Annotated in this window: 14 protein-coding genes; 9 read left to right on the top strand and 5 right to left on the bottom strand. The window is 25.2% G+C overall.

What is annotated here, in order from left to right; genetic code table 11:
• Positions 1-466: 466 nt before the first annotated feature.
• Both BM020_RS02515 and BM020_RS02510 read left to right on the top strand, forming a co-directional pair.
• Positions 467-3,004: a DEAD/DEAH box helicase gene (locus BM020_RS02515; protein WP_074798085.1), complete on the top strand. Its 2,538-nt coding sequence runs from the start codon at positions 467-469 to the stop codon at positions 3,002-3,004.
• 259 nt (positions 3,005-3,263) lie between these two features.
• Positions 3,264-4,571, top strand: coding sequence for a PD-(D/E)XK nuclease family protein (locus BM020_RS02510; RefSeq protein WP_074798082.1), 1,308 nt, complete (start codon positions 3,264-3,266; stop codon positions 4,569-4,571).
• Positions 4,572-4,788: 217 nt separating this feature from the next.
• Here BM020_RS02510 and BM020_RS02505 read toward each other — a convergent pair whose 3' ends face one another.
• Positions 4,789-5,466: a DUF169 domain-containing protein gene (locus BM020_RS02505; RefSeq protein ID WP_074798080.1), complete on the bottom strand. Its 678-nt coding sequence runs from the start codon at positions 5,464-5,466 to the stop codon at positions 4,789-4,791.
• A 320-nt stretch (positions 5,467-5,786) separates the two neighbouring features.
• On the opposite strand from BM020_RS02505, the gene BM020_RS02500 reads away from it, so the two are divergent.
• From BM020_RS02500 to BM020_RS02480, 5 genes are all read left to right on the top strand, one after another.
• Positions 5,787-6,542 carry an exodeoxyribonuclease III gene (locus BM020_RS02500; RefSeq protein ID WP_074798078.1) on the top strand — a complete coding sequence of 252 codons (756 nt, stop codon included), beginning with the start codon at positions 5,787-5,789 and terminating at the stop codon, positions 6,540-6,542.
• Positions 6,543-6,975: 433 nt separating this feature from the next.
• Positions 6,976-8,304 carry a pseudomurein biosynthesis peptide ligase pMurD2 gene (locus BM020_RS02495; RefSeq protein ID WP_074798076.1) on the top strand — a complete coding sequence of 443 codons (1,329 nt, stop codon included), beginning with the start codon at positions 6,976-6,978 and terminating at the stop codon, positions 8,302-8,304.
• 286 nt (positions 8,305-8,590) lie between these two features.
• On the top strand, positions 8,591-9,778 hold the full coding sequence (locus tag BM020_RS02490; RefSeq protein WP_067146440.1) for an Mfer335 family protein: 1,188 nt from the start codon (positions 8,591-8,593) through the stop codon (positions 9,776-9,778).
• A gap of 158 nt (positions 9,779-9,936) precedes the next feature.
• A complete protein-coding gene (locus BM020_RS02485; protein ID WP_074798073.1) occupies positions 9,937-10,605 on the top strand; it encodes an Mfer334 family nucleotidyltransferase in 669 nt (222 codons plus the stop codon).
• A 240-nt stretch (positions 10,606-10,845) separates the two neighbouring features.
• Positions 10,846-11,763, top strand: a complete 918-nt coding sequence (locus BM020_RS02480) for a hypothetical protein (protein WP_074798071.1) — start codon at positions 10,846-10,848, stop codon at positions 11,761-11,763.
• Positions 11,764-11,809: 46 nt separating this feature from the next.
• On the opposite strand, the gene BM020_RS02475 is transcribed toward BM020_RS02480, so the two are convergent.
• The gene (locus BM020_RS02475) at positions 11,810-13,207 is read right to left on the bottom strand and encodes an MFS transporter (protein WP_074798069.1); all 1,398 of its coding nucleotides are present in this window, start codon (positions 13,205-13,207) and stop codon (positions 11,810-11,812) included.
• A gap of 394 nt (positions 13,208-13,601) precedes the next feature.
• Between BM020_RS02475 and BM020_RS02470 the strand changes: the two genes are divergently transcribed.
• Positions 13,602-14,651: a M42 family metallopeptidase gene (locus tag BM020_RS02470; RefSeq protein WP_067146432.1), complete on the top strand. Its 1,050-nt coding sequence runs from the start codon at positions 13,602-13,604 to the stop codon at positions 14,649-14,651.
• Between the two features lie 275 nt (positions 14,652-14,926).
• Here BM020_RS02470 and BM020_RS02465 read toward each other — a convergent pair whose 3' ends face one another.
• Entirely contained in the window at positions 14,927-16,066 is a 1,140-nt protein-coding gene (locus BM020_RS02465; RefSeq protein ID WP_074798067.1) for an aldo/keto reductase, read from the bottom strand.
• Between the two features lie 527 nt (positions 16,067-16,593).
• On the opposite strand from BM020_RS02465, the gene BM020_RS02460 reads away from it, so the two are divergent.
• A complete protein-coding gene (locus BM020_RS02460; protein ID WP_074798065.1) occupies positions 16,594-23,457 on the top strand; it encodes a DUF3320 domain-containing protein in 6,864 nt (2,287 codons plus the stop codon).
• 1,288 nt (positions 23,458-24,745) lie between these two features.
• Here the strand turns inward: BM020_RS02460 and BM020_RS02455 are convergent.
• Together BM020_RS02455 and BM020_RS02450 are read right to left on the bottom strand one after the other, a co-directional pair.
• Positions 24,746-25,030 (bottom strand): hypothetical protein, encoded by a 285-nt coding sequence (locus tag BM020_RS02455; protein WP_067146426.1) that lies wholly within the window; start codon positions 25,028-25,030, stop codon positions 24,746-24,748.
• 33 nt (positions 25,031-25,063) lie between these two features.
• Positions 25,064-25,243: a hypothetical protein gene (locus BM020_RS02450; protein WP_067146423.1), complete on the bottom strand. Its 180-nt coding sequence runs from the start codon at positions 25,241-25,243 to the stop codon at positions 25,064-25,066.
• Between the last annotated feature and the right edge of the window lie 27 nt (positions 25,244-25,270).

Here is a 25,270-nt window from a genome sequence, read left to right as displayed (position 1 = left end):
ATTGATTTAAAAAATTTAATATAATAGAATTTTCTTATTTTATTAAATATTCTTTTATAATAAAATGTTCTTATTTTATTTAATATTCTTTTATAATAAAATGTTCTTATTTAATTAAATATTCTTTTATAATAGAACTTTCTTATTTTATTAAGCATTCTTATTATTTTTAATATTTAAAATTAATATTAATTTTTTTAATAAATATATATTTGCTTATTAGATTTATAAAACTTACCATTAATTTATTTAAATTAAAAATAACAATATATAATTAATAGATACTTAATTTGAAATATTATTTTTCATTTGCTCTATATGAAAACTATATTTATATAGAGAAATATAATACTTATTAATATTAAAGTTTAAAATTATTTAAGTTTTAAGCTTATTAAAAGCTATAAATTATTTAAGTTTTAAGCTTATTAAAAGCTATAAATTATTTAAGCATCTGGGGGCTAAAATGATAGAGTATAAAGAATTTGAAGAAATTGTTGTAAATGTTTTAAAAAGAGATATCTCTTCAAATGAGGACCAGAAATTAGCTATTTCTTCTAGTAAAGATCAATCATTATTCATTGTAGCAGGTCCAGGTTCTGGTAAGACTACTGTTATGGTCTTAAAAATATTAAAATTTATTTTTGTCGATGATGTATCACCTAAAGAAGTATTAGCAACTACTTTTACAAAAAAAGCAGCTAATGAACTTTTATCTCGTATTTTAAGTTGGGGAGACAAAATAAAAAGCCAATTAATTGCTAATTATATGGATAAAATGTTTAATGGTGAAATCTCTGATGATAAAATAATAAAAGATATTAATAAAATTGATTTTAATCAAATTAATATAGGAACAATTGATAGTGTAGCAGATGAGTTATTAAGAGTTCATAGAAAATCAGGTACTAGTCAACCTATTCTAATAGAGGACTTTGTAGCTAATTCAGTTATGATAAATGAATGCTTGATTAAAGATAATAGATATAAAAATGAAGCTTTACAAGAGTATTTAGCTGAAGTAAGTGGAAAAGAATCTAATATTGAGCAAAAGCCTAAGATAAAAAATTTAACAATGATGGCTGATACACTAATTAAAATAAAAGAGCACATCTATTACAATATGATAGATATAAATGATATCTTAAAAGATCTTTCACATAAAGATATAGGAAGACAAATAGCTTTGAAATTAATTCTAGAATATGTTGAAAGACTTAAAAGCCAAAATATATATGATTTTGCTATGTTAGAAACTGAATTTTTAAAGAGGTTAAATTCAGATAGTTTAAGTGTATTTCTTGATGAAATAAAAATCATTTTAGTAGATGAATATCAAGATACAAACTTATTACAAGAAAGCATTTACTTTAAAATCGCAGAATCTGCTCAAAAGAATGGTGGAAACATTACTGTAGTAGGAGATGATGATCAATCATTATATAGGTTTAGAGGAGCTAGTGTAGATCTATTTACTAATTTCATTGAAAGAATTGATAAAATAGGAATCAGAGCTAAGGAAATTAATCTAAAAACCAATTATCGCTCTTCAGAAAATATTATAGATTTATGTAATGATTTTGTTGAACTAGATAGTGAATATCAATTAGCACGTGTAAAAGAAAAACCTAAAATTGAATTTCCTCAAAATAATGGGGAAGGATCTATTGATGAATCTGATATAACTATAAACAAAGTACCTGTTCTGGGAATGTTTAGAAAAAGTGAACAATTACTTGCAAATGATTTAGCAAAATTCGTTGATGAGCTAAATAAGAATGGAGTTGTTAAAAGAAAAATCAAAAGAGTTTTAACAAAGGATGATAATAAAAAATTTAATTCAAGCAATAAAGATAGTTTAATTAATTATAGGGATAGTGGATTTGATTTAGCTAAAGATGAAAAGGAAATTATAATAGAACTGGATGAAAATGGTTCAGCTGATGACGTTGCATTTTTAACATATTCTCCTAAGGAAATTACATCTACTGGTAGCCGTACATTTCCATTTATCTTAAAAAAACATTTAGAAAAATTAAGAAACCCCATTGAAGTTTTTAATCCAAGAGGGCAAGATTTACAAAACATCGATTCTGTAACTATTTTCTGTGGTTTAATCTTAGAATGTATAGATCCGGATTCAAGATATCAAAAAACTAATGATAAATTACCAAATTCTGCAAGTAGAAATATGGCCCTTTGGCGTAGAAAGGCAAATTCTTATATTAATGATGTTAATTCAGAACCTCATTCTCCAGTTTCATTAGAAGAATTCGTTAATCATTGGAAAATAAGACATCCATTTAGTTCTGAAAATAAAGAAAATTTAAAATGGCCTGAAAAGGCAAGTTTAATGGAATTGGCTTATAAACTAGTTAGTTGGATTCCAGAATTACAAGAAGATGATGAAGGAGTAGTTTACCTAAAAGCAATAACACAAACAATCGCTCAAACAAGTTTCTTTAATAAATACTCTGCTAATATTCATTTCTCATCAACTAAGGTAGAAAAGGAATCTATTGATGAGGCTTTATTAAATATTTTTGTACCAATAGCAACTGGCGGAGTACAAATTGATGAAAATTATTTTGAAGTAATTCCTTCAAACCGCTTTAATATAATGTCCATTCATCAATCTAAAGGACTAGAGTTTCCCCTTGTTATAGTAGATGTAGGGGCACGCTTTAAGAAAAATTTATCAAGAGATTCAAATTTAAGATTTCCTAAAAACCCAGATTCTTCTTCCATTATTCAAGATAGGGTAAGAAAATACAGTTCATTGTCAACTAGTGAAAGAGATTCAAAGGACTGTGCCTTTGATGATTTGACAAGATTATATTTTGTTGCATTTTCAAGAGCCAAAGATGTTTTGCTATTAGTTGGATTAAATCCAAACATTGATGGATATAATCAAAATGATAAACATATGAAAATACCTAATGTTGCATTAGGTTGGAATAGGGATGAAGAATTTATAGGTTTTGATAATATTTATTTAATTTAATTGGTCATTATTTTAAGTAAATGATATTAAATATCTAATTAGTTATTATTTTAAGTAGATGATATTAAATTTTATAATTTTTAAAAAAAGAACTAAAAATTAAAATTTATATTAAATATTAAATTTTATAATTTTTAACAAAGGAATTAAATTAAAATTTATATTAAATATTAAATTTTATAATTTTTAACAAAGGAATTAAAAATTAAAATTTATATTGAAATTATTTATAAAATTAATTTAAAGTATAGGTGTAAAGATGAAATTATCAACTAGATCTAAGGAATATATTATACCAGAGTATAGTTTAACTGGTGATTTATTATCATTTTTAACTTGTAATTTACAATACCGTTATCAAAACAAAGGTAATCTTCCACCTTCAATGCCTATTCAATTGTGGTTTGGTGAATTTATCCATGGTACATTAGAAGAAGCATTTTTAAAGTGGAAGAAATATTCTAAAGATGATTCATTAAAGTTTCCTTGGGATTGGGAAAGTGAAATTCACCCCATTGAAGAATTAATAACAAAAAGATTAAAGGTTAAAGGTTTAAACCCTCCATATGAATATATTGATAATTATGGACCTAAAGATAATATATACAGTGCTAGATTAGAACGTTCTATAAATCTTTGGGGACCTCACTTATTCCCTTTAATTGATGATACAGAAGTATTAATAAAGGGTTTAAGGCCATTGAAAAATGAAAATACTAGATCTGATTATTATTCAATAAATGGTGTTGTTGATGTTTTAAGTTCTAAAAAGCTAGAGAGGGAATCTCAAAAAACTAATAATCAATCATTTCAGCAAACATTAGACTCATTTTTAAATTCAAGTCAAAAAAACATATTATTGGATTATTTATCTAAAAATGAAGAATTTAAAAAATTATTTGTAAATGGATTAGATGAATATGAAATAATAATCGATTATAAAGGTATGAGAAGACCAAGTGCACCATCTAAAGAGGAATTCTCTAAAATTCAATCAATGATGATTAATGGAGATATAAATGATTCTGAAGAATATTTAAATTATAAAGCTTGGATACAACAAGAATGGCAGATTTTAACATATGCATGGCTTAGAAAGAATCAGCAAGACTCTGAAAAACCAGTAGTAGGTATAATATTCTATTTAAATGAATTAGTTCCATCTACAGATGACTTAGTAGCAATAAGGGATGACTTGAAAAATAATAGAACTGATATATCTAAAGAATTTGTTCCTAAAGAAGATTGGCTTAAATTAATCAATTGGGATGAGAAACTTGATTTACCTATTCATAGAGATTTATCAGATAAATTTAAAATGGATAGATCAATTAGAATAATTAACCTTAATGATGATTTAATGAAAAATTCATTAAAAGAATTTGATAAGGTAGTAAATGATATAGAATCTTCTTTAATAAAAGAGATGAATGGATTTAGTATTAAAGACTCTTGGGAAGCAAAAGCAGAAGAAAGAACATGTAATGCCTGTGACTTTAGAACTTTTTGTACTAAGAAAGATAATGATAAAGATAGTAAAAATAAGCCAGCTTTTAATATTCCTTAAGTATTAATGCTAAATTAAAGTTTTAAAAAAAGGAAAATAAGAAAATATTAGTTATAATTAGATATAACTAAATTAATACATAAAATTATACTAAACATTTACATAAAATTTACATAAAATTATAACAAATATTTACATTTAGATTATATTAAATATTTACATAAAATTATAATAAATATTTACATTAGATTATATTAAATATTTACATAAAATTATACTAAATATTTGTAAATGCATCAACTAATGGTTTTAAATTGTCTTTAGCTAAACCAATGATTAATTCATCATCATCTAAGTCAGTATAAGCTCTAGAACCACTACATGCTAAAGTAACATTAGGTTTTCCACTAATATAAGGGCCATTTACTGCATCAGCACATAAAGATTGAATACCTGCAAAGCTAGGTCTTACTCTATCACCATTATTATAAACTATACCTTGTGCAATTTCCATTCCATTTTTAGCATTGGTTATAATAATAACAACATCTGGAATAAAATTGGCATTTTCTAAAGGAGCATATAATATCCCTGCACTTTTTTCTTCTATTCTAGGTATATTGTCAACTACAGATTTAGCAGTTTCCAAACTATCAAATCTACCTAAAGTATGATAAAATTCACCACTAAGTATTTTTGGAGGAACATCTTCTAAGCCCATTGCAGAAGATCCGCCTTTACATTTTTGTTCCTCTGCAGTGGAATAGAATGATTCTCCATCAGCTGCTTTTGTAACCATTTCACAATGTCTTATTTTTTCATCTATTCTTTCCATACCCTCTGGAATTTCATTTTCATTATTGAAAAATTTTATAGCTACAGGTAATCTTCTAAGGTTTAATCTATTCTTTAAACCTATTCCAATTTTTTTATTATCTTCTATTTTATAATCCATATAACCACCAAATTCATATAATCATTAAATTAATAGGTTTATTAATATATTTACAAATTATTATATATTAAGATTATGAATTATTATTCATTATCTAATTTTATAGCTGAAAAAAATTACTACAATAAGTTTATATTCATTATCTAATTTTATAGTTGAAAAAAATTACTACAATAAGTTTATATTATTCAAAAATTAATATTATATTAGTTTATAAGTAATTCGTTATAAACAATTTTTATATTAAATTAATTTTAAAATAGGGTTAAATTAATTAATATTGTATTTATTTTATTTATTTAGTTTTAGGAAGCAAGATAATGAGTAAATTAAAGATTATTTCATGGAATGCAAATGGTATTAGGACTCGTATTAAAAATAAAGATCTGAATCCTATTTTTGAAAAAGAACCTGATGTAATTTTATTCCAAGAAACAAAAACAGATTATGAGAAAATGGATAAAAAATTCTTGGATAAAATCGATTATGATTATTATTATTTTTTAAAGGGTGAAAGTACTAGAACTGGTGGATTAGCTACTTTTACTAAAGAAAAACCAAATATTATAAAAAGATTTTTTAAATCTTCTAATGATGCATTAGGCAGAGCATCAGTTTTAGAATATGATAATTTTACTTTGATTCATATTTATGCTCCTTTAGGTAGTGGAAATAAAGCTAAATTAGAAGAGAAATTAGAATATCTTTATAATTTTTTACATTTTGCTCAGAAAAATAGTGATAAAAACTTAATTATTGCTGGTGACTTTAATATTGCTCATAAAGAAAAAGACATTTCTAATTTAGATACAAAAATTACTTTTACAGATGGTGAAAGGGAAATCTTAGATAAATTAGAATCTTTTGGATTTGTTGATGCATTTAGATTGTTTAATGATGAAGGTGAGCAATATACCTCATGGAAAAATCAAGAAGCTCGCAAAGACAATGAAGGTTCTCGTTTAGATTATTTCTTTGTTTCTAAATCATTAAAAGACAAAGTTAAATCTTGCACTATCTTAAATGAAATAAATAATTCTAAACATGCTCCAATTGAACTCATTTTAGATTTTTAACTTTTTTATTTATTTTTACTCTTTTTACTTTATTTATTCTTTTAAGGTTCCTAGTTTTATTTTTCTTACTTTTTTTACTTTTTATTCTTTTAAGGTTCCTAATTTTATTTTTCTTACTATTTTTACTTTTCTTATTCTTTTAAAGCTCTTATTTTTGCTTTTTTTAGAATTTTTAATACTTTTTTTAAGTTCTACTTTAAATTTTCTCATTGTATAGTTTTTTATAATAGTAGCAATGATAAAATACACTATAAATTTTTTATATACATTAATAAACTAATTTGAAAATATACTAACTTTTATTAATAAGAATATACAAAAGTATTTACATATTGTTGATTAATTTATTAATCAATATCTTGTTCATAGTTTTAAAGTGTATTTTTAATTTTTTCACTATGGTTAATAGATAAAATAATCAAAAGTTGAAATCATGAAAGCAGCAGTTATTGGTTTAGGTGTGGAAGGTAAAAAAGCTTTAAATTCCTTATTAAAATATGGTTGGGAAGTTTATGCTACAGATTTAAACGTAAATATAAATCTAGATAACTTACCAATATCCCTTTCAAGTGTAGATATTTCACCTCAAAATGATAAAATCAGCTTTGTTAAGGATAATTTATCTATTGATTTAGGTTTTAATAATCAGGAAAAAATAGATTCATGCGATGCTGTTGTTTTAAGTCCTAGTATTTGGGGTAGTAAAATTGCAGAGCATTATAAAAACTCTGGAAAATTACTCTGTGATGTAAAAACTAAACATAGAGATATCTTCACTATTGGTGTTACTGGTACTAATGGCAAAACTACTACTGTTTCTATGATTAAAGAAATTTTAGAAAATGCCGGTAAGAATGTATTGGTAGGAGGTAATGCTGGAGGTGGCTTCGAAGGTTACTATGACCTTATCTTAGAAGCAGATAAGCAAGATTATGATTTTTTACTTGTTGAAGTTTGTGATATGACAGTAGGATTCTGTAATCATTGCTTTGACTTTGATTTAATTGCATTAACAAATATGGGAAATGACCATATGAATGTTCATGGCTCAATGGAAGGATATAAAAACTCTTTAAAGGAATTTTTTGCTGATAAAATTATATTTATCAATAATAATCAAGAATATAAAGAAGAATTTAGAGAACTTTCTAGATTAGCTATTGAATATAGCAAAACAGATTATGATTTAGACCTTTTTGGTAAATTTAATAAATTAAATGCAGGTCTTAGTGAAGCTATAACAAATTTTATCAGTGAAAATACTTTCGAAATTGATGAAAAGATAATTAAAAATACTCTAGAAAACTTCAAACCAGTAGAAGGCCGTTTAGAAGTATTGAAATTAAATGATTGTGAAATATATATTGGAAAATCTGACAATTCTGATGCAATTAAAGCAATACTTGAAGAAGTTGATTTTGCAGCAGTATTTATAGGTACTCCAAGACATAATGAGAACCATAGATTAGACATTCTAAATGAAGTTGTAAATGCTAATCCAGAGGCCATAATTCTCTTTCCTGGTTTAGAGGATACTTTAGATCAAGCTAAATTTAGATTGCATGCTCTTGATTATCAAGGTAGAATTGAAATAGCAAATAATCTTGATGAAATAATTGGTTTTGTTGCTGAATTCTCACATAATCCCTCTATTCTAATTGGAGGAAACGGTCAAGAAAATATTATAAAAATACAAGACAGATTAAAAGAAATTTGTGATTCCTTTAATCATAAAGAAAATAGATTATTATTCGAAGATTAATAAAAGATTATAATCTAAATTTATTCATAATATAAAATTCATTAAATAATTATTTAAATAATTAAAAATTATTAAGATTTTAAATATCTATTAAATAATTATTTAAATAATTAATTGTTAGGATTTTAAATATCTATTGAATAATTATTTAAATAATTAAAAATTGTTAAGATTTTAAATATCATTAAATCAATAAAATTGTTATTAAGGAAGTGTAAGTATTAGCTTAGATAGTTTATTAAAAAGAAACTCGTTTAAAATATTCATTGCATTGATTGTCATTATCATGCTTATAATACCGATTTCTCTTGCAACTACCACAACTCATCAACAGGATATGTCTGAAATATCAAAATATGATAACGGTTCAACTGTATTTGCAGGAGATAATATTATAGATAAAAATAAGATTAACAAGTATCCTATTGTTTCAAATTTAGAATCATTATTTACCCAAATAAGAAATGGAGAATTTGAAGATGCCTTTTTCTCTATAGCTACTGGTGCAGTTCCAACTCCACAATCTGAAATACTTGTTGGAAATGTAAGTAACGAGGGTATAGTTGAAGGATTTGAAGGTCCAGGTTATGTAACAGTAGATAAAGATAAAATTACAGTTAATCCACCTGGAGAGTTTGTATGGGGATATAATAGTCCTTATACTCAAGCTAAAATAGTTCCAGATGGAATAGATATTATAAATAATAAAACTAATCAAACTGTTGGTCATATTGACCCAAAAACCATGACTAATGATACTATACCTGGTGATATGGTTAATGTTGAAACCTTAAAATATTGGTATAATCACTATGGGCAAGGTTCTAAATATAATTTAGAATTCTGTGTAGCTGGTATTAATGATAATAGAACTTATATATCTCCAAAGGAACTTAAAGAGCATTTCCCTGAGGCATATAATTACTCTATCAAATATCCTGGTGGTTCTCCTGTAATTATTTATGGCCAAAATTATACAGAAACTAAAGTAGCAAGTACATATACCTATTTAGATTCTCATCCACAATACAACGATAGAAACAGAGAATATAATGCTAAACAGTTTGTAAAAGCATGGAATGATACAATTATTCCATCTAATGCTAGAAGCTCTGGAAGAGATGGAATTGGTTTCAGCGCAGTTCCTGAATCAAAAGCAGAATCTGGAATGGCTACTCATGGAGTATGTCCGCCAGCAAGATCTTTAAGAAATGCTGTTTTATCTTTAGGATTTGCATTACCTATTGGTATGGATTCTGGACGTGATGCAGTGCTTTATGGTTTCAGCCCTTCTACTGGAATTAAGGTAAACAATACTCTTGATTATCCTATTAAAATCCAAATGTGGACTGAAGGTTCAGGTGCAGGTATGAGAATTTATACCAACATTTATGAATTAATTCCTAATGACCATATAAAAAATAGTACTAATAGTACTAATAATACTGATAGTACTAACACAACAAATAATTAAGATTATTTTTAGGAAAATAATAATTAATTTTATATTAATTAAATTAAAATTATTTAACTAGGAAATTTTCTATTAATTAAAATTAAGATTATTTAACTAGGAAAATAATAATTAATTTTATATTAATTAAATTAAAATAATTTATTTAAGGTAATACTATGCTTACAGTCTCAGCGGTAATTACTGCAGCTGGAAAAAATTCTAGAATGAGAAAGGACCAGGAAGAAAGAAATATTCCTCTACAAAATAAACTTACACTTCCACTAAAATCAAAGGAATATTCAAATACCATTATCGAAACTACAATTCATAATGTATTAAATACTGAAAATATCCATGAATGTATCGTTGTTCTTGGTCATTACTCTGAAGAAATATTACCCTTTATTAATAATATTCATGATGATAGACTAAAGATTGTTAAAAATGATCCTATTGATGTAGGTCTTTCTCTATCTTTATTAAATGGTCTTCAAAATATCTCATCAGATATAGCTTTATGTGTTACAGGAGACCAGCCTACAGTTAGCACAAAAACATTTAACAGTATTATAAACACTATTTTAAATTCCAACAATCCTAAAAAAACTATTTCTGTTCTTAGAAGAATTAAAATAGGAAAATTAGATACAGCTAAAGGTTTGGGAATGCCTTTTGCTGCAGATAGAAAAGAATTAATCAAGTATCTTAAAGATAAAGACGATAATTTAAATCCTATTTTAAGAGAAATATTTGCAGATGGCTTTGATTTCTATGGTGTTGAAGAGAATCATCCCAATGAATTAATAAACATTAATCATTACTCTGAATATGAAAGTATTTTATAATTGTTTTTAATTATAATGGCTGGAGTGATAGCATTTAATTATATTTTATTAAATCATTACATATTTCATCTAAAGAATTGAAATTGAAACTGAAATGAGTGTTTTTGCTCATTGCAAAAAATATAAAAAAGAAGCACAAAATATATTATAAATAAAAAAAGAAAAAGATAGCAAGAGTTTAAATAATTCTTTAGTAATTATTTTACAAGCTGTGATTTTTCTTAAAATAAGAGAATAATTATGAATCAACTAGAAACAGGCATTATAGTATCAATAGGAATAATAATTTCTATTTATATTATATCATATGTCGTAACATTTATTAAAAATAAAATTAAAAATCATAAAGAAATTGGAACAGATGCACAAGATAATCTTATACCTCAAGAAGAACTTCAAACTTTAAAACAAATATTCTATTTAGTTATGGCTACATTGCTTTTAGCTAATGTTATAAATATCATATTCTATATGCATATTGAATTTAACGAATTATTAATGATGGATGTATTTGTATCAACAGTTGTTTGTGTTGCATTATATGAAAGAGAAAATAAATTAATATTACTAGCTTTGATGCCTATTGCTACGATTTATGCATTATATATACCTAAAAATAGTTCAAATATTCTGTTTTTCATTGTATTTTTCATCCAATTAATTCACATTTTCATAGATATTTATTTCATTAAATATTTTTATAAGAATTTCATTAAATATACTAGAGATAAAGGAATTGGATATACTGCAGTATTATTATTTGTAATTATTATAATTGCTTTTGTCCTTACTTGTCTTAGTGAAAGTGTAGGTGTTCTTGATTCAGTTGTTATGATAAGTAATGCTTTTACAAGTAATGGTTATACTGTTTTAGGTAATAGTGTTATAGGTAAATTTTCGAATATATTCCTTGTATGGAGTGGTTATATTCTATCTGGCATAGGTACTGCTACTTTAGCAGTTGCTCTTATGAATAGAAAATTTAAAGGAAATGCTGAAAACTTTGAGCAAAGAATTAAAATCCAAGATAATTTAATTGAAGAACAAAAACAAACTAATGAAGAATTAAAACAGTTAATTAATAATCAAAATCAAATTAATAATGATTTAAAATGTTTAATTGAAAAACAAAATGAAATTTTAAATCAGGAAAAATAATCATCATTTAAATGTTTAAAGTCTAAATTATTTTAATATATTAAAATCAATTTAAACTTAATTTTAATGAATTTTTATTGTTTATTTTCATGGATATTAAAGAGGCAATTAAACTAATAATAGTCAATACTACCCCTATAATTAAGGTTATTTGACAACTTTTAGCTAATTCTGGATAGACTTTAGGACTGATCAATACATTACCCATTACAATTGCAAATACTAGACTTAACAATCCTATACTCAATGTTTGACCAATCATACGTATTGTTGTTACTGCTGCACTTCCCATACCTGTATTTTCCCTAGGAATACTACTCATAATGCTATTTGTATTTGGAGATAAAAACAAACCATAACCTAGCCCTTCCATAGCTAGTGCAAATACTATAATCCATAAATCAGTTTTACTATTTACAGACACTAGTATAATTAATGAAATAGTTACTATAAACATTCCAAATGAACATAATTTTTGTGGATTGACTCTATCTGATAATCTACCACTGTATGGAGTAATAATTGACTGTGTTAGAGGGGTTGCTAATAAGATTAAACCTGTTATATCTGGATTCCAAGATCTTATATACTGAAAGTGATAGTTCATGATGGTAGTTACAGCAAATACTCCAATATAACTAAATAAATAGGCAATATTTGATAGTGTAAATATCTTATTTTTATAGAGAGATATATCGAATATAGGTGTTTCAGATTTAATCTCAAAAATTATGAATAAAAGAAGGATTATAATTCCAATTGTTGTAAAAATCAAACCTTTAAGTTGATTGAGAGTTGTAAATCCATAAATAAATGTTGTAATCCCTAAAGCATAGACTATTCCACCTATTGTATCGATTTTATCATCTTCACCTAATTTCCATTCATCCTTAACTTTAAATATTGTAAATAGAATGATTAGAATGCTTATTGGAAATGTTATAATGAAGATACTTCTCCATCCAAAATTATATGTTAGAAAACCTCCAAGTACTGGAGCTAAACTTATTCCAATGTGGCCTGATGCAATATTGATTCCAATTGCGGCTCCTCTTTTGTTTGGAGGTACTGCACTTACAATCATAGACAATGCACAAACAAATGTGAATGATGCTCCAATAGCTTGAAATATTCTAAAGAAAAATAAATTTGGGATATCGCTAGCTAATACTGTTCCTATTGCTCCTAAAAAGAATATTATTGAACCAAATATGAATGATCTTTTAAATCCTTTTTTTGAAGCTATTTTTCCAAGGGGAACACTTAAAACAGCTATTGTTATTAAGTAAATAGTTACAATCCAATTTTGCATTATATTACTTAATTTAAGTTCATATGCTATTTGAGGTAGTGCCATTACAACAGTATTTGAGGTGTATGCTGCTAAAAAATTTGCAAGTACTGCAATAATAATTACATATATGTAAGTTTTCTTAGAATCCATCAAATCACAGATTGGAATTATCTTATAGATTATTTTAAAAGTTTTTTATTAGTTTTATTTAAGTTTTAAAATTCTTTTTCTATTTTAAATGGAGTATAGATTAAATTTAGATACCAAAAACCTAAATTATAGTTTGTTAAAAGAAATATTTAAAATTATTCATATAGGAATATATGCCAAAATCAGTTGAAAAAATCCTTTATTTTGAATGTATTTTAGGCAAATTTATAGTATCAGAGGAATTTTAGTTAAAGACATCCATAGAACAATCCTCATAAAAAACTAAAATCATCAGGCCTCTAAAATAATTTATTAAACTTTTAATATATCATATTAATATAAGAAAATTTTATAAACTTATTAAACTAATTATATAATATATAAGGTGAAATATATGTCTTTTGAAAAAGAAATTAAATTAGTAGAAGAGCTCTGTATGACTCCAGGTATCTCTGGATTTGAAGAAAAGATTGCAGAGATTATTAAAAGAGAATTAAAAGATGTAGTTGATGATATTGAAACAGATGCAATGGGTAATGTAATAGCTACTAAAAAAGGTTCTTCTAAAAAAGGGCCAAAAGTAATGCTTGCATCTCATATGGATGAAATTGGATTAATGGTAAGATATATTGATGATAATGGATATATTAAATTTTCAACAATTGGTGGAATTAATGACCAAATGTTAATGAATCAAACAGTTGTAGTTCACTCTAAAAATGGGGATGTAACTGGAGTGATTGGTTCTAAACCTCCTCATATTACTAAACCTGAAGAAAGAAAAAAAGTTGTTCCTTTTGATGAAATGTTTATTGATATTGGAGCAAAAGATAAAGAACAGGCAGAAGAAATGGTTTCTATTGGAAATCCAATTACCTTTAAATCTTGGTTTGAAGCATTTCCAAATAACTTGATAATGTCTAAAGCTTTAGATAATCGTCTTGGTTGTTATGTAATGATGGAAGTTTTAAAAAGAGTAGATTCTAAAGCTACTGTTTATGGTGTTGGAACAACACAGGAAGAAGTAGGATTGAAAGGAGCAAAGGTAAGTTCTTATAAATTAAATCCAGATATGGCATTTGCTCTTGATGTAACATTATCTGGTGATCATCCGGGAATAAAACCTGATGAAGCTCCTGTAGTTATTGGAAAAGGACCTGCTGTTATCTTAATCGATGCAAGTGGTAGGGGAATTATCACTCCTAAATCTATTAGAGATTTATTAATTGGTACTGGTGAGAATGAAGAAATTCCATTCCAACTTGAAGTAAGTGACGGCGGTACTACTGATGGTACAGCTATTCACCTTACAAAAGAAGGTATTCCAACAGGTGTTTTATCTGTTCCTACAAGATACATTCACACAACTGTTAGCATAGCAAGCATGGAAGATGTTGAAAATACAATTCAATTGATTGTAGCTGCTATTAATAGTTTAGAATAATCATTTTATTAAAATTTCATTTATTATTAATTAATTTAATAAAACTCCTTTTAGAAAGATTATTAAAATAATTTTTTATAAAAATCTTATTAATTTAAATTATTTTAATAAAAATTTATTTTCTTTTTTATAAAAATCTTATTAATTTAAATTATTTTAATAAAAATTTATTTTCTTTTTTTATTTTTTTATTAATTTTAATAATATTTCAATGATAAAATCTAAATATTTAATGATTAATTCATATTTTTTATAATAGAAAAAGATTATGAAGCTCAACTATAAGGACTAAATCCCTCTTTAAAATCCTCACATATTTTTTCCAATTCATCAGGAATGTTTATTTTTTGTGTACAGTAATCTATACAAGTTTCACATTTAGTACAATCACTAGCTGGAATCTTTTCTTCACCTAATTTATCGTAATACAACCTATAAATATTAGATTCCGGCTGTACTTTATGATGATTATATAAAGTGAAATATTCCGGAATAGGAATCTCTAAAGGGCATGCTTTAAGGCAGTAGCCACATTCACTACATGGAACTGCTAATTTTTCTCTCAATTTATTTGCTTGTGATTCTAAAAACTCATTCTCTTTTTCGGATAAAGGCAGAAAGTTTTCAAAAGTATTACAGTTATCTAAAAGATCTTCCATTTTATTCATTCCACTTAAAACCATTTTCACATGTTCTAAGGATGCACAAAATCTCATTGCAAAGCTTGCAATTGATTTATCTGGATTAAACTCTATAAAATTATTTTTAATATCCTCTGGTTGATTAACAATCACTCCGCCTTTTAATGGTTCCATAACATAAACATCGATCTTATGTTTAACACATAAATTATAGCATTTACGAGCTTCAATAGCTGGATCTTCCCAATCCAGATAGTTAAGTTCTAACTGTACTATATCAAGAATATTAGCATATTTATCAAGAACTTTTTCAAGTAAATCTGCATTGTCATGGAAACTGATTCCTATTTTCTTTGCTATACCTTTTTCCTTCATATTTTTTACATATTCAAATGTATTATATTCTTCTGCTAATTTTAACCAAGGAATATTAATATTATGTACAAAAAACACATCAAAATAATCAATTCCTAGTCTTTCAAGCATAGTATTTACAAATTTATCGTTATCTTCTTCACTACTTAGTGCCCAGGTAGGCATCTTATCACATATTTTATAGGATTGGCGAGGATATCTTTCTACAACTGCCTTTCTAATAGCTATTTCACTTAGTCCATTATGATAAGCATAAGATGTATCAAAGTAGTTAAATCCTTTTTCCATATAAATATCTACCATTTCGTTAAATAGCTCTTGGTCTATTTTAGTAGGGTCATTTTCATCAGTTTGAGGTAATCTCATACATCCAAATCCAAATTTTGATTTATAGTCCATTTTCAATCTCCTTAAAATTAAAAAATTAATAAAAAAATACTTTCTAAATCATAGCAAATCATATATATAATTTCTATTTTACATAATTGTATATATAAATGTTTTGATTTTATTAAACTAAATAAATTTAAACAATAAACCATCTTTTGATTTTATTAAACTAAATATATTTAAACAATAAACCATCTTTTGATTTTATTAAACTAAATAAATTTAAACAATAAACCATCTTTTGATTTTATTAAACTAAATAAATTTAAATAATAAATCATATTTTATTTTAGTTAAATAGAAGATTTTATGGATATTTCTATAAATCATAGTCATTTAGTTTAATTTTTTAAAAAATATCAAAGATAATCTCTTAAAAAATCATTAAAATCAGTTAAAAGTAATTATGTTTAAATTCAATAAAATTTAAGTTTTTAAATAAAAAATGCTATTTACAAAACTTTATAAATTACTATAAATATAAATAATATTGTATTAAAAAAATTCTTAAAATTCTAAAGTAAGGGATTATAACTATGCAATTTAGAACACCATCAAAAAATAACACTATATCTAATAAAGATATTGAGAAGGAGTTTAAGAATCTAAGAAAAGAACTCTTAGACTTAACTTTAAGAAACCCTCTTCTTAGTTTTAAAGCAAGAAATAGGAATCTCAATATTATCAATCAATCACCTATGAATGTATATAAAATCCTTGTTTTAGAAAATAAAAAAATGTATTTCTCTGCTAATAAAAAAGAGACTAAAAAATCTAAAGCTCATGCTTTCATTGACCAAACTAAAGAATTTTTATCCTCAGAAACAGATAAAACATTAAAAGCTAATTTAACTCCAAGTGAGCTTCAGAAAAGATTATTTTATATTGACCAGCAATCTAAAACTATGCTTCAAGAACAAGGTTATAATATTCTTTATATAGCTCTTGGTTTTATAGAATGGGTTGATAAGAAAAAGCCAAGACAAAAGAATTTAGCTCCCCTTATTCTTATTCCAGTAGCTATGGAACGTAAGAAAGTAGGAAATTCCTTTTCTTTATCTTGGACTGGGGAAGATATACAAAATAATATTTCTATACAAGCTAAATTACGTGAAGCAGGTATTGAATTACCTAAATTTGAGCAAACATCTTATATTGAAGGTGTAAATCAATATTTACTAGAGGTTAAAAAGGCAATTAAAGCATTTGGCAAATGGGATATAAAAGATGATGTAGCTTTAGGATTCTTCTCATTTACAAAATTTGTTATGTATAATGACTTAAATCCTGAAAGTTGGCATAAAGATGTGGACTTAACTAAAAATGAGTTGATTCAAGCTATATTTAATCCTAGCAAAAATGTTTATGACGATACCTTTGAAGAAGAAGATGTTGATGAAAAATTACACTATAAAACTATGTATCAGGTATTAGATGCAGATTCTTCACAAATTGCAGCAATAGAAAATGTAAAAGCAGGTCATAACTTAGTTGTAGAAGGTCCTCCAGGAACTGGTAAATCACAAACTATCGTAAACTTAATAGCTGAGCTTATTGCTGAAGGTAAAACAGTTCTTTTCGTTAGTGAAAAGATGGCTGCATTGGAAGTTGTAAAAAGCAGGCTAGATAGTGTAGGTCTTGGAAAATTTGTATTGGAGCTACATTCCCATAAAACAAGAAGGAAACAATTATTAAAAAATCTTAAAAAAGCAACTAATGTAAGAGCAACAAGAGATTTAAAACTAGATCAAACTCTTAGAAAACTTGAAAATTTACGTAATCAATTAGATGAATATGCCGAGATTATTCATTCACCAGTAGCTAAGGTAAATCTTAGCCCATTTGAATTATATGGTATGAAAGAGTCTTCAGAAGATTATTTCGCTCGTAAAAATAAATTATTGCCGTTAGTTAGATTTAATGATGCTGAAAATTTATCAATAAAAGATTTAGATGATATAATCATATCATTAGAGAATTTAGCAGAACTATATTCAACTATTTCTAAGAATAATCCTTGGAGTTACTGTAATCCAAAAAGTTTACTTCCTGGAGATCTAAGAGAAATAGAATTATTAATTAGAGATAGTTTAGAGTCTTTAGCTAACTTTAGATTTGAAATGGATATAATCAATGAAATTTATGGTATTAAAATACCAAATACTCTAAAAGAATATGAAGATTCAATTACAGCATTAAATATTTTAAATAGTGAAAGTGCTAACTTAGTAGACAGTTCTATTTTACTTTCTAAAGTATGGTTCAATAATCCTCAGAAATCTTTAGAACTGATTAGATTGCTAGAGCATTATCAGCATGCTTCAGGATTATTTAATAAATTTACAGATTATTTACTTCTTGCAGATTTAGATAGGATAATCTTTGATTTAGAAAAAGATTTAAATAAAAAGTTCCGTTTATTTGGTGGAAATTCTCATAAAGAAGAGCTTTATAAACTTTATAATGCTAATGTTCCTAGTGATAAAGAGGCTTTAAATGATTTAATTAAAGTACGTAATCATATAAAAATTAGACAAAGCCTAAAAGATAATGAAGAAATTGCTAGAGCATATTTTGGTGATTTATGGAGTAAAAATGCAGATATCAATGAATTAAAACAAGTTGCAAATTGGATGAATAAATTTGTTTATCTTATATCTAATGGTACTTTCACTAAAAATACTGTTAAAATACTTTCAAATGAGCTTTTACATAATAGTATTGATTCAGGTATAGAGGAATATGTTGAAAAAGGTAATAAATTCTATGAAAATCTTAAAAAATTAGAATCTAAATTAAATCCAAGAAGTAAAATTATCTTTAAAAAGGAAACGGAAGATGTGCCATTTGATAAATGGGAAAACCAATTAAACAAATGGAAAGGGCAATTATCAAGTCTTCACTTGTGGTCACAGTATTCAAATACGAAAAAAGCATGTATGAATACAGAGGCATCATTATTTATTAAGGCTATTGAAAAAAGAAATATTAAAAAAGATGATGTAAAACCCTTAGTTCTAGGTAATTTTGCTGATAGTTTACTTAATATTGTATTTAATGAAAATGATACTTTAGCAACCTTTATTGGAGAATTGCATGAAAATCGTATTGGTGAATTTAAAGACTTAGATAGAAAAATCATTAACCTTAATAGAAAAAGAATATTTAATAAATTAAATAATCAAATCCCTAAAATATATGGTGCTACAAATGATCCTGAAGCTAAAGTATTAGCTGGGGAATTTACAAGAAAAAGTGGTCATTTACCTGTTAGAACTCTTCTTGAAAAGGCAGGAGGAACAATTAAAAAGATTAAACCAGTATTTATGATGAGTCCATTATCAATTGCACAATATCTTGATCCTACTAATCCAAAATTAGAATTCGATGTTGTAATTTTTGATGAAGCAAGTCAAGTTAAACCTGAGGATGCATTAGGTGCATTTATGAGAGGTAAAACAGCAGTTGTTATGGGTGATACTCAACAATTACCTCCAACAAGCTTCTTTGATCAAATGACTGATAGTGAAAGTGGAGAAGAAGTTGCTACAGCATTGGATATGGAAAGCATTCTTCATTTGTGTAAATTATCATTCCCAGTTAAAATGCTTAAATGGCATTATAGAAGCCGTCATGAGTCTTTAATTAATATATCAAATAAAGAATTTTATGATAATGAATTATTAGTTTATCCTTCTCCCTCCCATAATGATTTAGAATTAGGTTTAAAATTCCATTATAATCCCAATACTGCATATCATAGAGGTGAAGGTTCTGCTAACCCACTTGAAGCAAAAGATCTAGTTAAGGAAATATTTAAACACTTTGAAAAACATGGTGATAAAAAGAGTTTAGGTGTAGGTACTTTCTCTGTTGCTCAAAAAAATGCAATCTTAGAAGAATTGGAGATTGAAAGGAAAGCACACCCTGAATTTGAACCATTATTCTCTGATAAAAGGGAAGAAAGGTTCTTTGTTAAAAACCTTGAAACTATTCAAGGAGATGAGAGAGATGTTATATTAATTAGTGTTGGATATGGATATGATACAGAAGGAAAAATGTCTTTAAACTTTGGTCCTTTAAACCAAGATGGAGGAGAAAGGCGTTTGAATGTACTTATTACAAGAGCAAGAGAAAAATGTGTAGTATTTACTAATTTTAGAGCCCATGACATTCATTTAACTGCAAATCCACCATTCGGTGTAAAATCCTTACAAAGTTTCTTAGAATATGCTGAAAGCTTGTCACTTAATCAATTCATTGATGAAGAGGAATATGAAGAGGCTCCATTTGAGGATGCTATATATAATTTCATATCTGAAAATGGTTATCAAGTTGATAAAAAAGTTGGTTGTGCAGGTTTCAGAGTTGATTTAGCAATCATAGATCCTGATAATCCTGGAAAATATATTTTAGGTATTCAATGTGATGGCAATAATTATGCTTCTAGTAAAGTAGCTAGAGATAGGGATAGATTAAGAGAACAAGTTTTAAATGGTTTAGGTTGGAATATTTATCATATTTGGTCTACAGATTGGTATAGAAATAGGGATTTAGCAAGAGCTAAATTATTAGAAAGTATAGAATCAACTATAATTAATACTAAAGTTCTAAATTTAAAGAAAAAGATTAGTGATGTTGAATCAATGAAGATCAATCCAGTTACTACAGTTGTTCTTGATAATAGTAGTGAAGATGGTATTGATAATGATAAAACAAAGAAAGACCAGATAAATGAAATTAAAGAAAAATCACCAAAAGATAGAGAAAAAGATGATTTAATTAATAGATATTTAGAAGATTTTGATGAGGAATTAAATAAAAATCTTAATGAAAATTCTGATTATGATGTGGAATTAAATAAAAATCTTAATGAAAATTCTGATTATGATGAGAATTCTGATGCTATAGATGAATCTAGTAATATAGATAATTCTAATGATATAAATGATTATGATGATTCATATAATGATGATTCTAATGATATAAATGATTATGATAATTCAGATGAGGATGATTCTAGTGAAATAGATAATTCATCTGATTTAGAAAACTCTTCAACTCTTGATGATTCCAATGATTATAACAATAAATTTAAAGAGTTTAACGAAGAAGAAAAAGAAGAAGAAAATGATAATCTATCTGATTTTGATGAAAAATCTAAAGCAATTAATGAAAATTCTAATGAAGATAAATCTTTTGATAATTCTGGAATAGTTGAGGGGGAATTTAAACTAAAAGATGATTTATCAAAGTCTAATGAAACTAAGCAATATAATTTAAATAATAAACAAAATAAAAATAATATAAATCATGCAAATGATATAAATCATCAGAATAGTCAGAATAATAAAGCTAAATCTTTAATGAATAGGTTAAAGGATATTGGTGATGAGATATCTATTAATTTCCAAAACAATGATTCTCAATCTAGTAAAAAACATCAAAAAGTTCAAAGCGAACAAGTAAATAAAAAGCCTAAAAATATTTCTAAAGAAGAAAATATCAAAGAAAAACCTAAAAAAGAGCTAAATGAAGAATTGATAGAAGAAATAAGTGTTAATTCTACAGATGAATTAAATCTTAATAATACTAATAATAATACTAATAATAATACTAATACTGATGTAAATGAAAATGTAAATATTTATGAAGAAGATATTATAAATAATAATCATGGAAGTATAGAAAATACTTCAGAAGATATACTAGAAGAAATAAATAATGAATATTTAAATAATAATAAATCTGAAGGTAATGAAAATATGAGAGGATATAGGGCTCCGAGAAGAAAGAAAAAAGAAGAATCTTTTGATGAATCTCCAGATGTTATTGTTCCTATTAGTGCTGAAAAGAGAAATAATCAAATCAATTCTTATGATGAGAATCTAGATTATATATCTCCTATTAAAGAAAATGAACATGATGGATTAAAGGACAAAAGAAAATCAAAGAATCTATCTAATGAAGATGATGATTCTATTCATGAATATTATTCAGAATCTAATCTAAATCAAAAGATAAATAAAAGTCCCAAATCAGATTCAACTGATTCTAATAATCCTTATTATTATAGTGCTGTAGGAATTGAAAATGCTCTTAAAAAGAATGCTGTTCAGTATCCAAAAAACGATGATAGGAATAAAATTGGCATTGCAGGAACTGTAAATAGTCTTAAAAATGAAATGCTTTACTTAAAAGCTTCAATGGATGAAATAGAAAATCCTTCTGAAAGAGAAATGGTTTATGTTATTGATCGCTCTGCAGATGATGAATTCTTTAAAGACCCCAACGATTCTTATAACGAAACAGTAATAGCTGAAGGTTCTCAAACTAATCCGTATGAAAATAAAGAGTATTATAATGATAATTATTCTGAAGAAAGATATAATTCACAGTATCAAAAGACTTATGATAATAGTTCCACTTCAGAAGATAATCATCAATCATTATTTAATTCTAAAAAGCATGAATACTTAGATAAAATTGAAGAATACACAAATAGTGCTACTGATGATGATTCTTATATTGAATTTTCTGAAAATGATTATATGGAAATCGAAAATGAAGCTATAATTCCTATTAATTCAACTGCTAATCAGGAAAATACCATTTATCAAGATAGCAGAGAGGCTTTATCTGAGTTTAGAGAAGATACTGTCCCTATAGACTCATCCCAACCTAATATAAATGAATCTATTTCAGATAGTGAAGATTTGATTGATGGTATAGAAATTGATGATGATCTATTTGAGGATATTATTAGTGATATCGGACAAGGTTATCAAGATTTAGAAAATGAAAGAAATAAAGAAGCTAATGTTCTTAGTGCTGTAGATAATACAAGATTAACCCCATCTGGTGAATTAAATGATTATATTGAAGAATATAGTGAAATTCAAGATATAATTATCAAAAGTTCATCTGAAATTTACGATGATGAGAAGAAATTGGCAACTGCTGTTATGGATATAGTAGCTGTAGAAGGGCCTGTTCATGTAGATATAGTTATTCGTAGATTAAGAGAAAGTTGTGGATTATCTCGTGCAGGTACTAAGTTTAAAAATGCAATATTTGAAGCAATCAATCGTAATGAGGCTCATCTTAATTTAATCAGAGAAAATGATTTCTTATTTATGGACTATGATTCTATAAAGCTAAGAAAAAGAGTTAAACCAAATATAGATTTAATTTCAGAGGTTGAAATAGAAAAAGCTGTCGATTTAGTTTTAAGCTTTGAAAAATCCTTAAAAGTCAATGATTTAGCTAAAAAAGTCTCTAGAGCATTTGGTTTTAAATCTACATCTAAGAAGACTTCAAATAAAATCACATTAGTGATTGATGCAATGATCGGAAAAGGAATTTTAATTAATAATAATGGTAAAATAGAATTTAGATAATTTTATTTTACTAATCTATTTTTTCTATTGAATTTAGAGTATTATTCTTTTAAATTATTAATTTTATTTTTTCTATTAAATTTAGAGTATTATTCTTTTAAATTATTAATTCTTTTATTAAACATCTATTTTTAAACAAACTGATATATATCTATTGATTAATTTATGGTATTTTCTTCTATTTTTCTATATTTATTAGTTTATTTTCTCTTTTTTAAGTTTAAAATTCCCTTAATTTTATTTATTTTGATAATTTTCTAATTTTATAATTATTCATCATCTTAATTAATAGGATAATTAATTATATTACTTTTTTTATAAAAATTATTATTTAATTTAATACTTTTTATAAATAATTATTACTTGATATTTTTTCTAATTAATAATAATTCAATAAAAGATATTACTTAATATTCGGTTAAAGTAATAAAAACTGGATAAAAATTATTATTTTCTAATTGAGAAAAGTAATAAAATTTTAATAATTAGTATTAAATAATTAATAAAAAATTAATTAAAAGTATTACTTTAAATTGTAATAATTTTAATCTAAAAAGTATTATTTTTAATAGAATTCATATTTTTCAAATTTTTTAATTATAAATTCTGATAATTAATGAAATTTTTAATTTTTTAAAAAAAGAAAATTTATCAAAAAAGATCATGAAGAATATGAATCTCATTTTCATAAAAATTTGTATCATTATTTACTAACTGTCCTTAATGATAAAAACATTTATTCAAATCTTGAAAAATAGTTTTAATTAATAAAAACAATTACTTAGAAATCTAGAATAAAAGTTTTGATTTAATCAAATATTTTCTCTATAATAAAACTATTTTATTAAAATATTATAAAAAAGTATTATGGTTAGATTTCAAGTGTAAATTTAAAATTTTCATCAAAAAAATCAAAAATGCTCTAAAATAGTAAAATGTTATAGTTACATATATATCATTTTGTTATTTTTTGATGTTTTTGAAGATTAAATTTTGATAAAAAAGTTTTACTTCGTTATACTACAGTTTAACGAAGTAGATTTTAAAAATCACTTCTTTTTTAAAAATTAAAAATAGATTTTTTAAAATACAATTTTTAAAAAATTAAAATTTCAGAAAAAAATTAAAAAAATGAAACTTTAAAAAATAGCAAAAATAAAATTTTAATAAAAATTAAAAAAATGAAGTTTTTAAAAAGTAGTAAAAAATAAAATTTTAATAAAAATTGAAAAATGAAATTTTAAAAAAATAGTAAAGAATAAATTTAAAGAAAATATAAAAATAAATTTTATTCTAATTTTTCTAATTCTTCAATTTCTTCTTTAAATTTATAATCTTGGAATTGATAATACTTAAACCTATATGGCATTTTAGATCTTTTAGGTCTTTTTTTAGCTTTAGGTTTATTTTTATTTTTAAGTTTATCTAATAAAGCTCTTTTTTTATCTCTGTTTCTTTGAGCTCTTTGAGCTTGACTATTAGCTAATAACTTTTTATTTCTTCTATGATTGGGAGAATTATAAGTGCTGCTATTAATTAATCTTCTCCTACTTCTAATTAACGTAATTGGCATTTTTAAAACCTATAAATTTATCTTATTAATAGATTATATAGTACCAGTTCTTTTATCTAAAGTAGACTGGATTTCATCAATTCTATCAACCACTACACGTATAGCTTGTTCTCCATTTCTAGTAGGGTTAATTCCTTGCTCTACTAATAAAGCATCTCTAATATCTCTTAATCTATCAATAGAATCAATTTTCATAATTGTACTATAAAACATATCATTCACCATAATAATTCAAATAAA

This window comes from Methanobrevibacter olleyae (assembly GCF_900114585.1).
In the GTDB taxonomy this organism is placed as follows: Archaea; Methanobacteriota; Methanobacteria; order Methanobacteriales; family Methanobacteriaceae; genus Methanobrevibacter; species Methanobrevibacter olleyae.
This window is presented reverse-complemented; position numbering and strand designations above follow the sequence as displayed.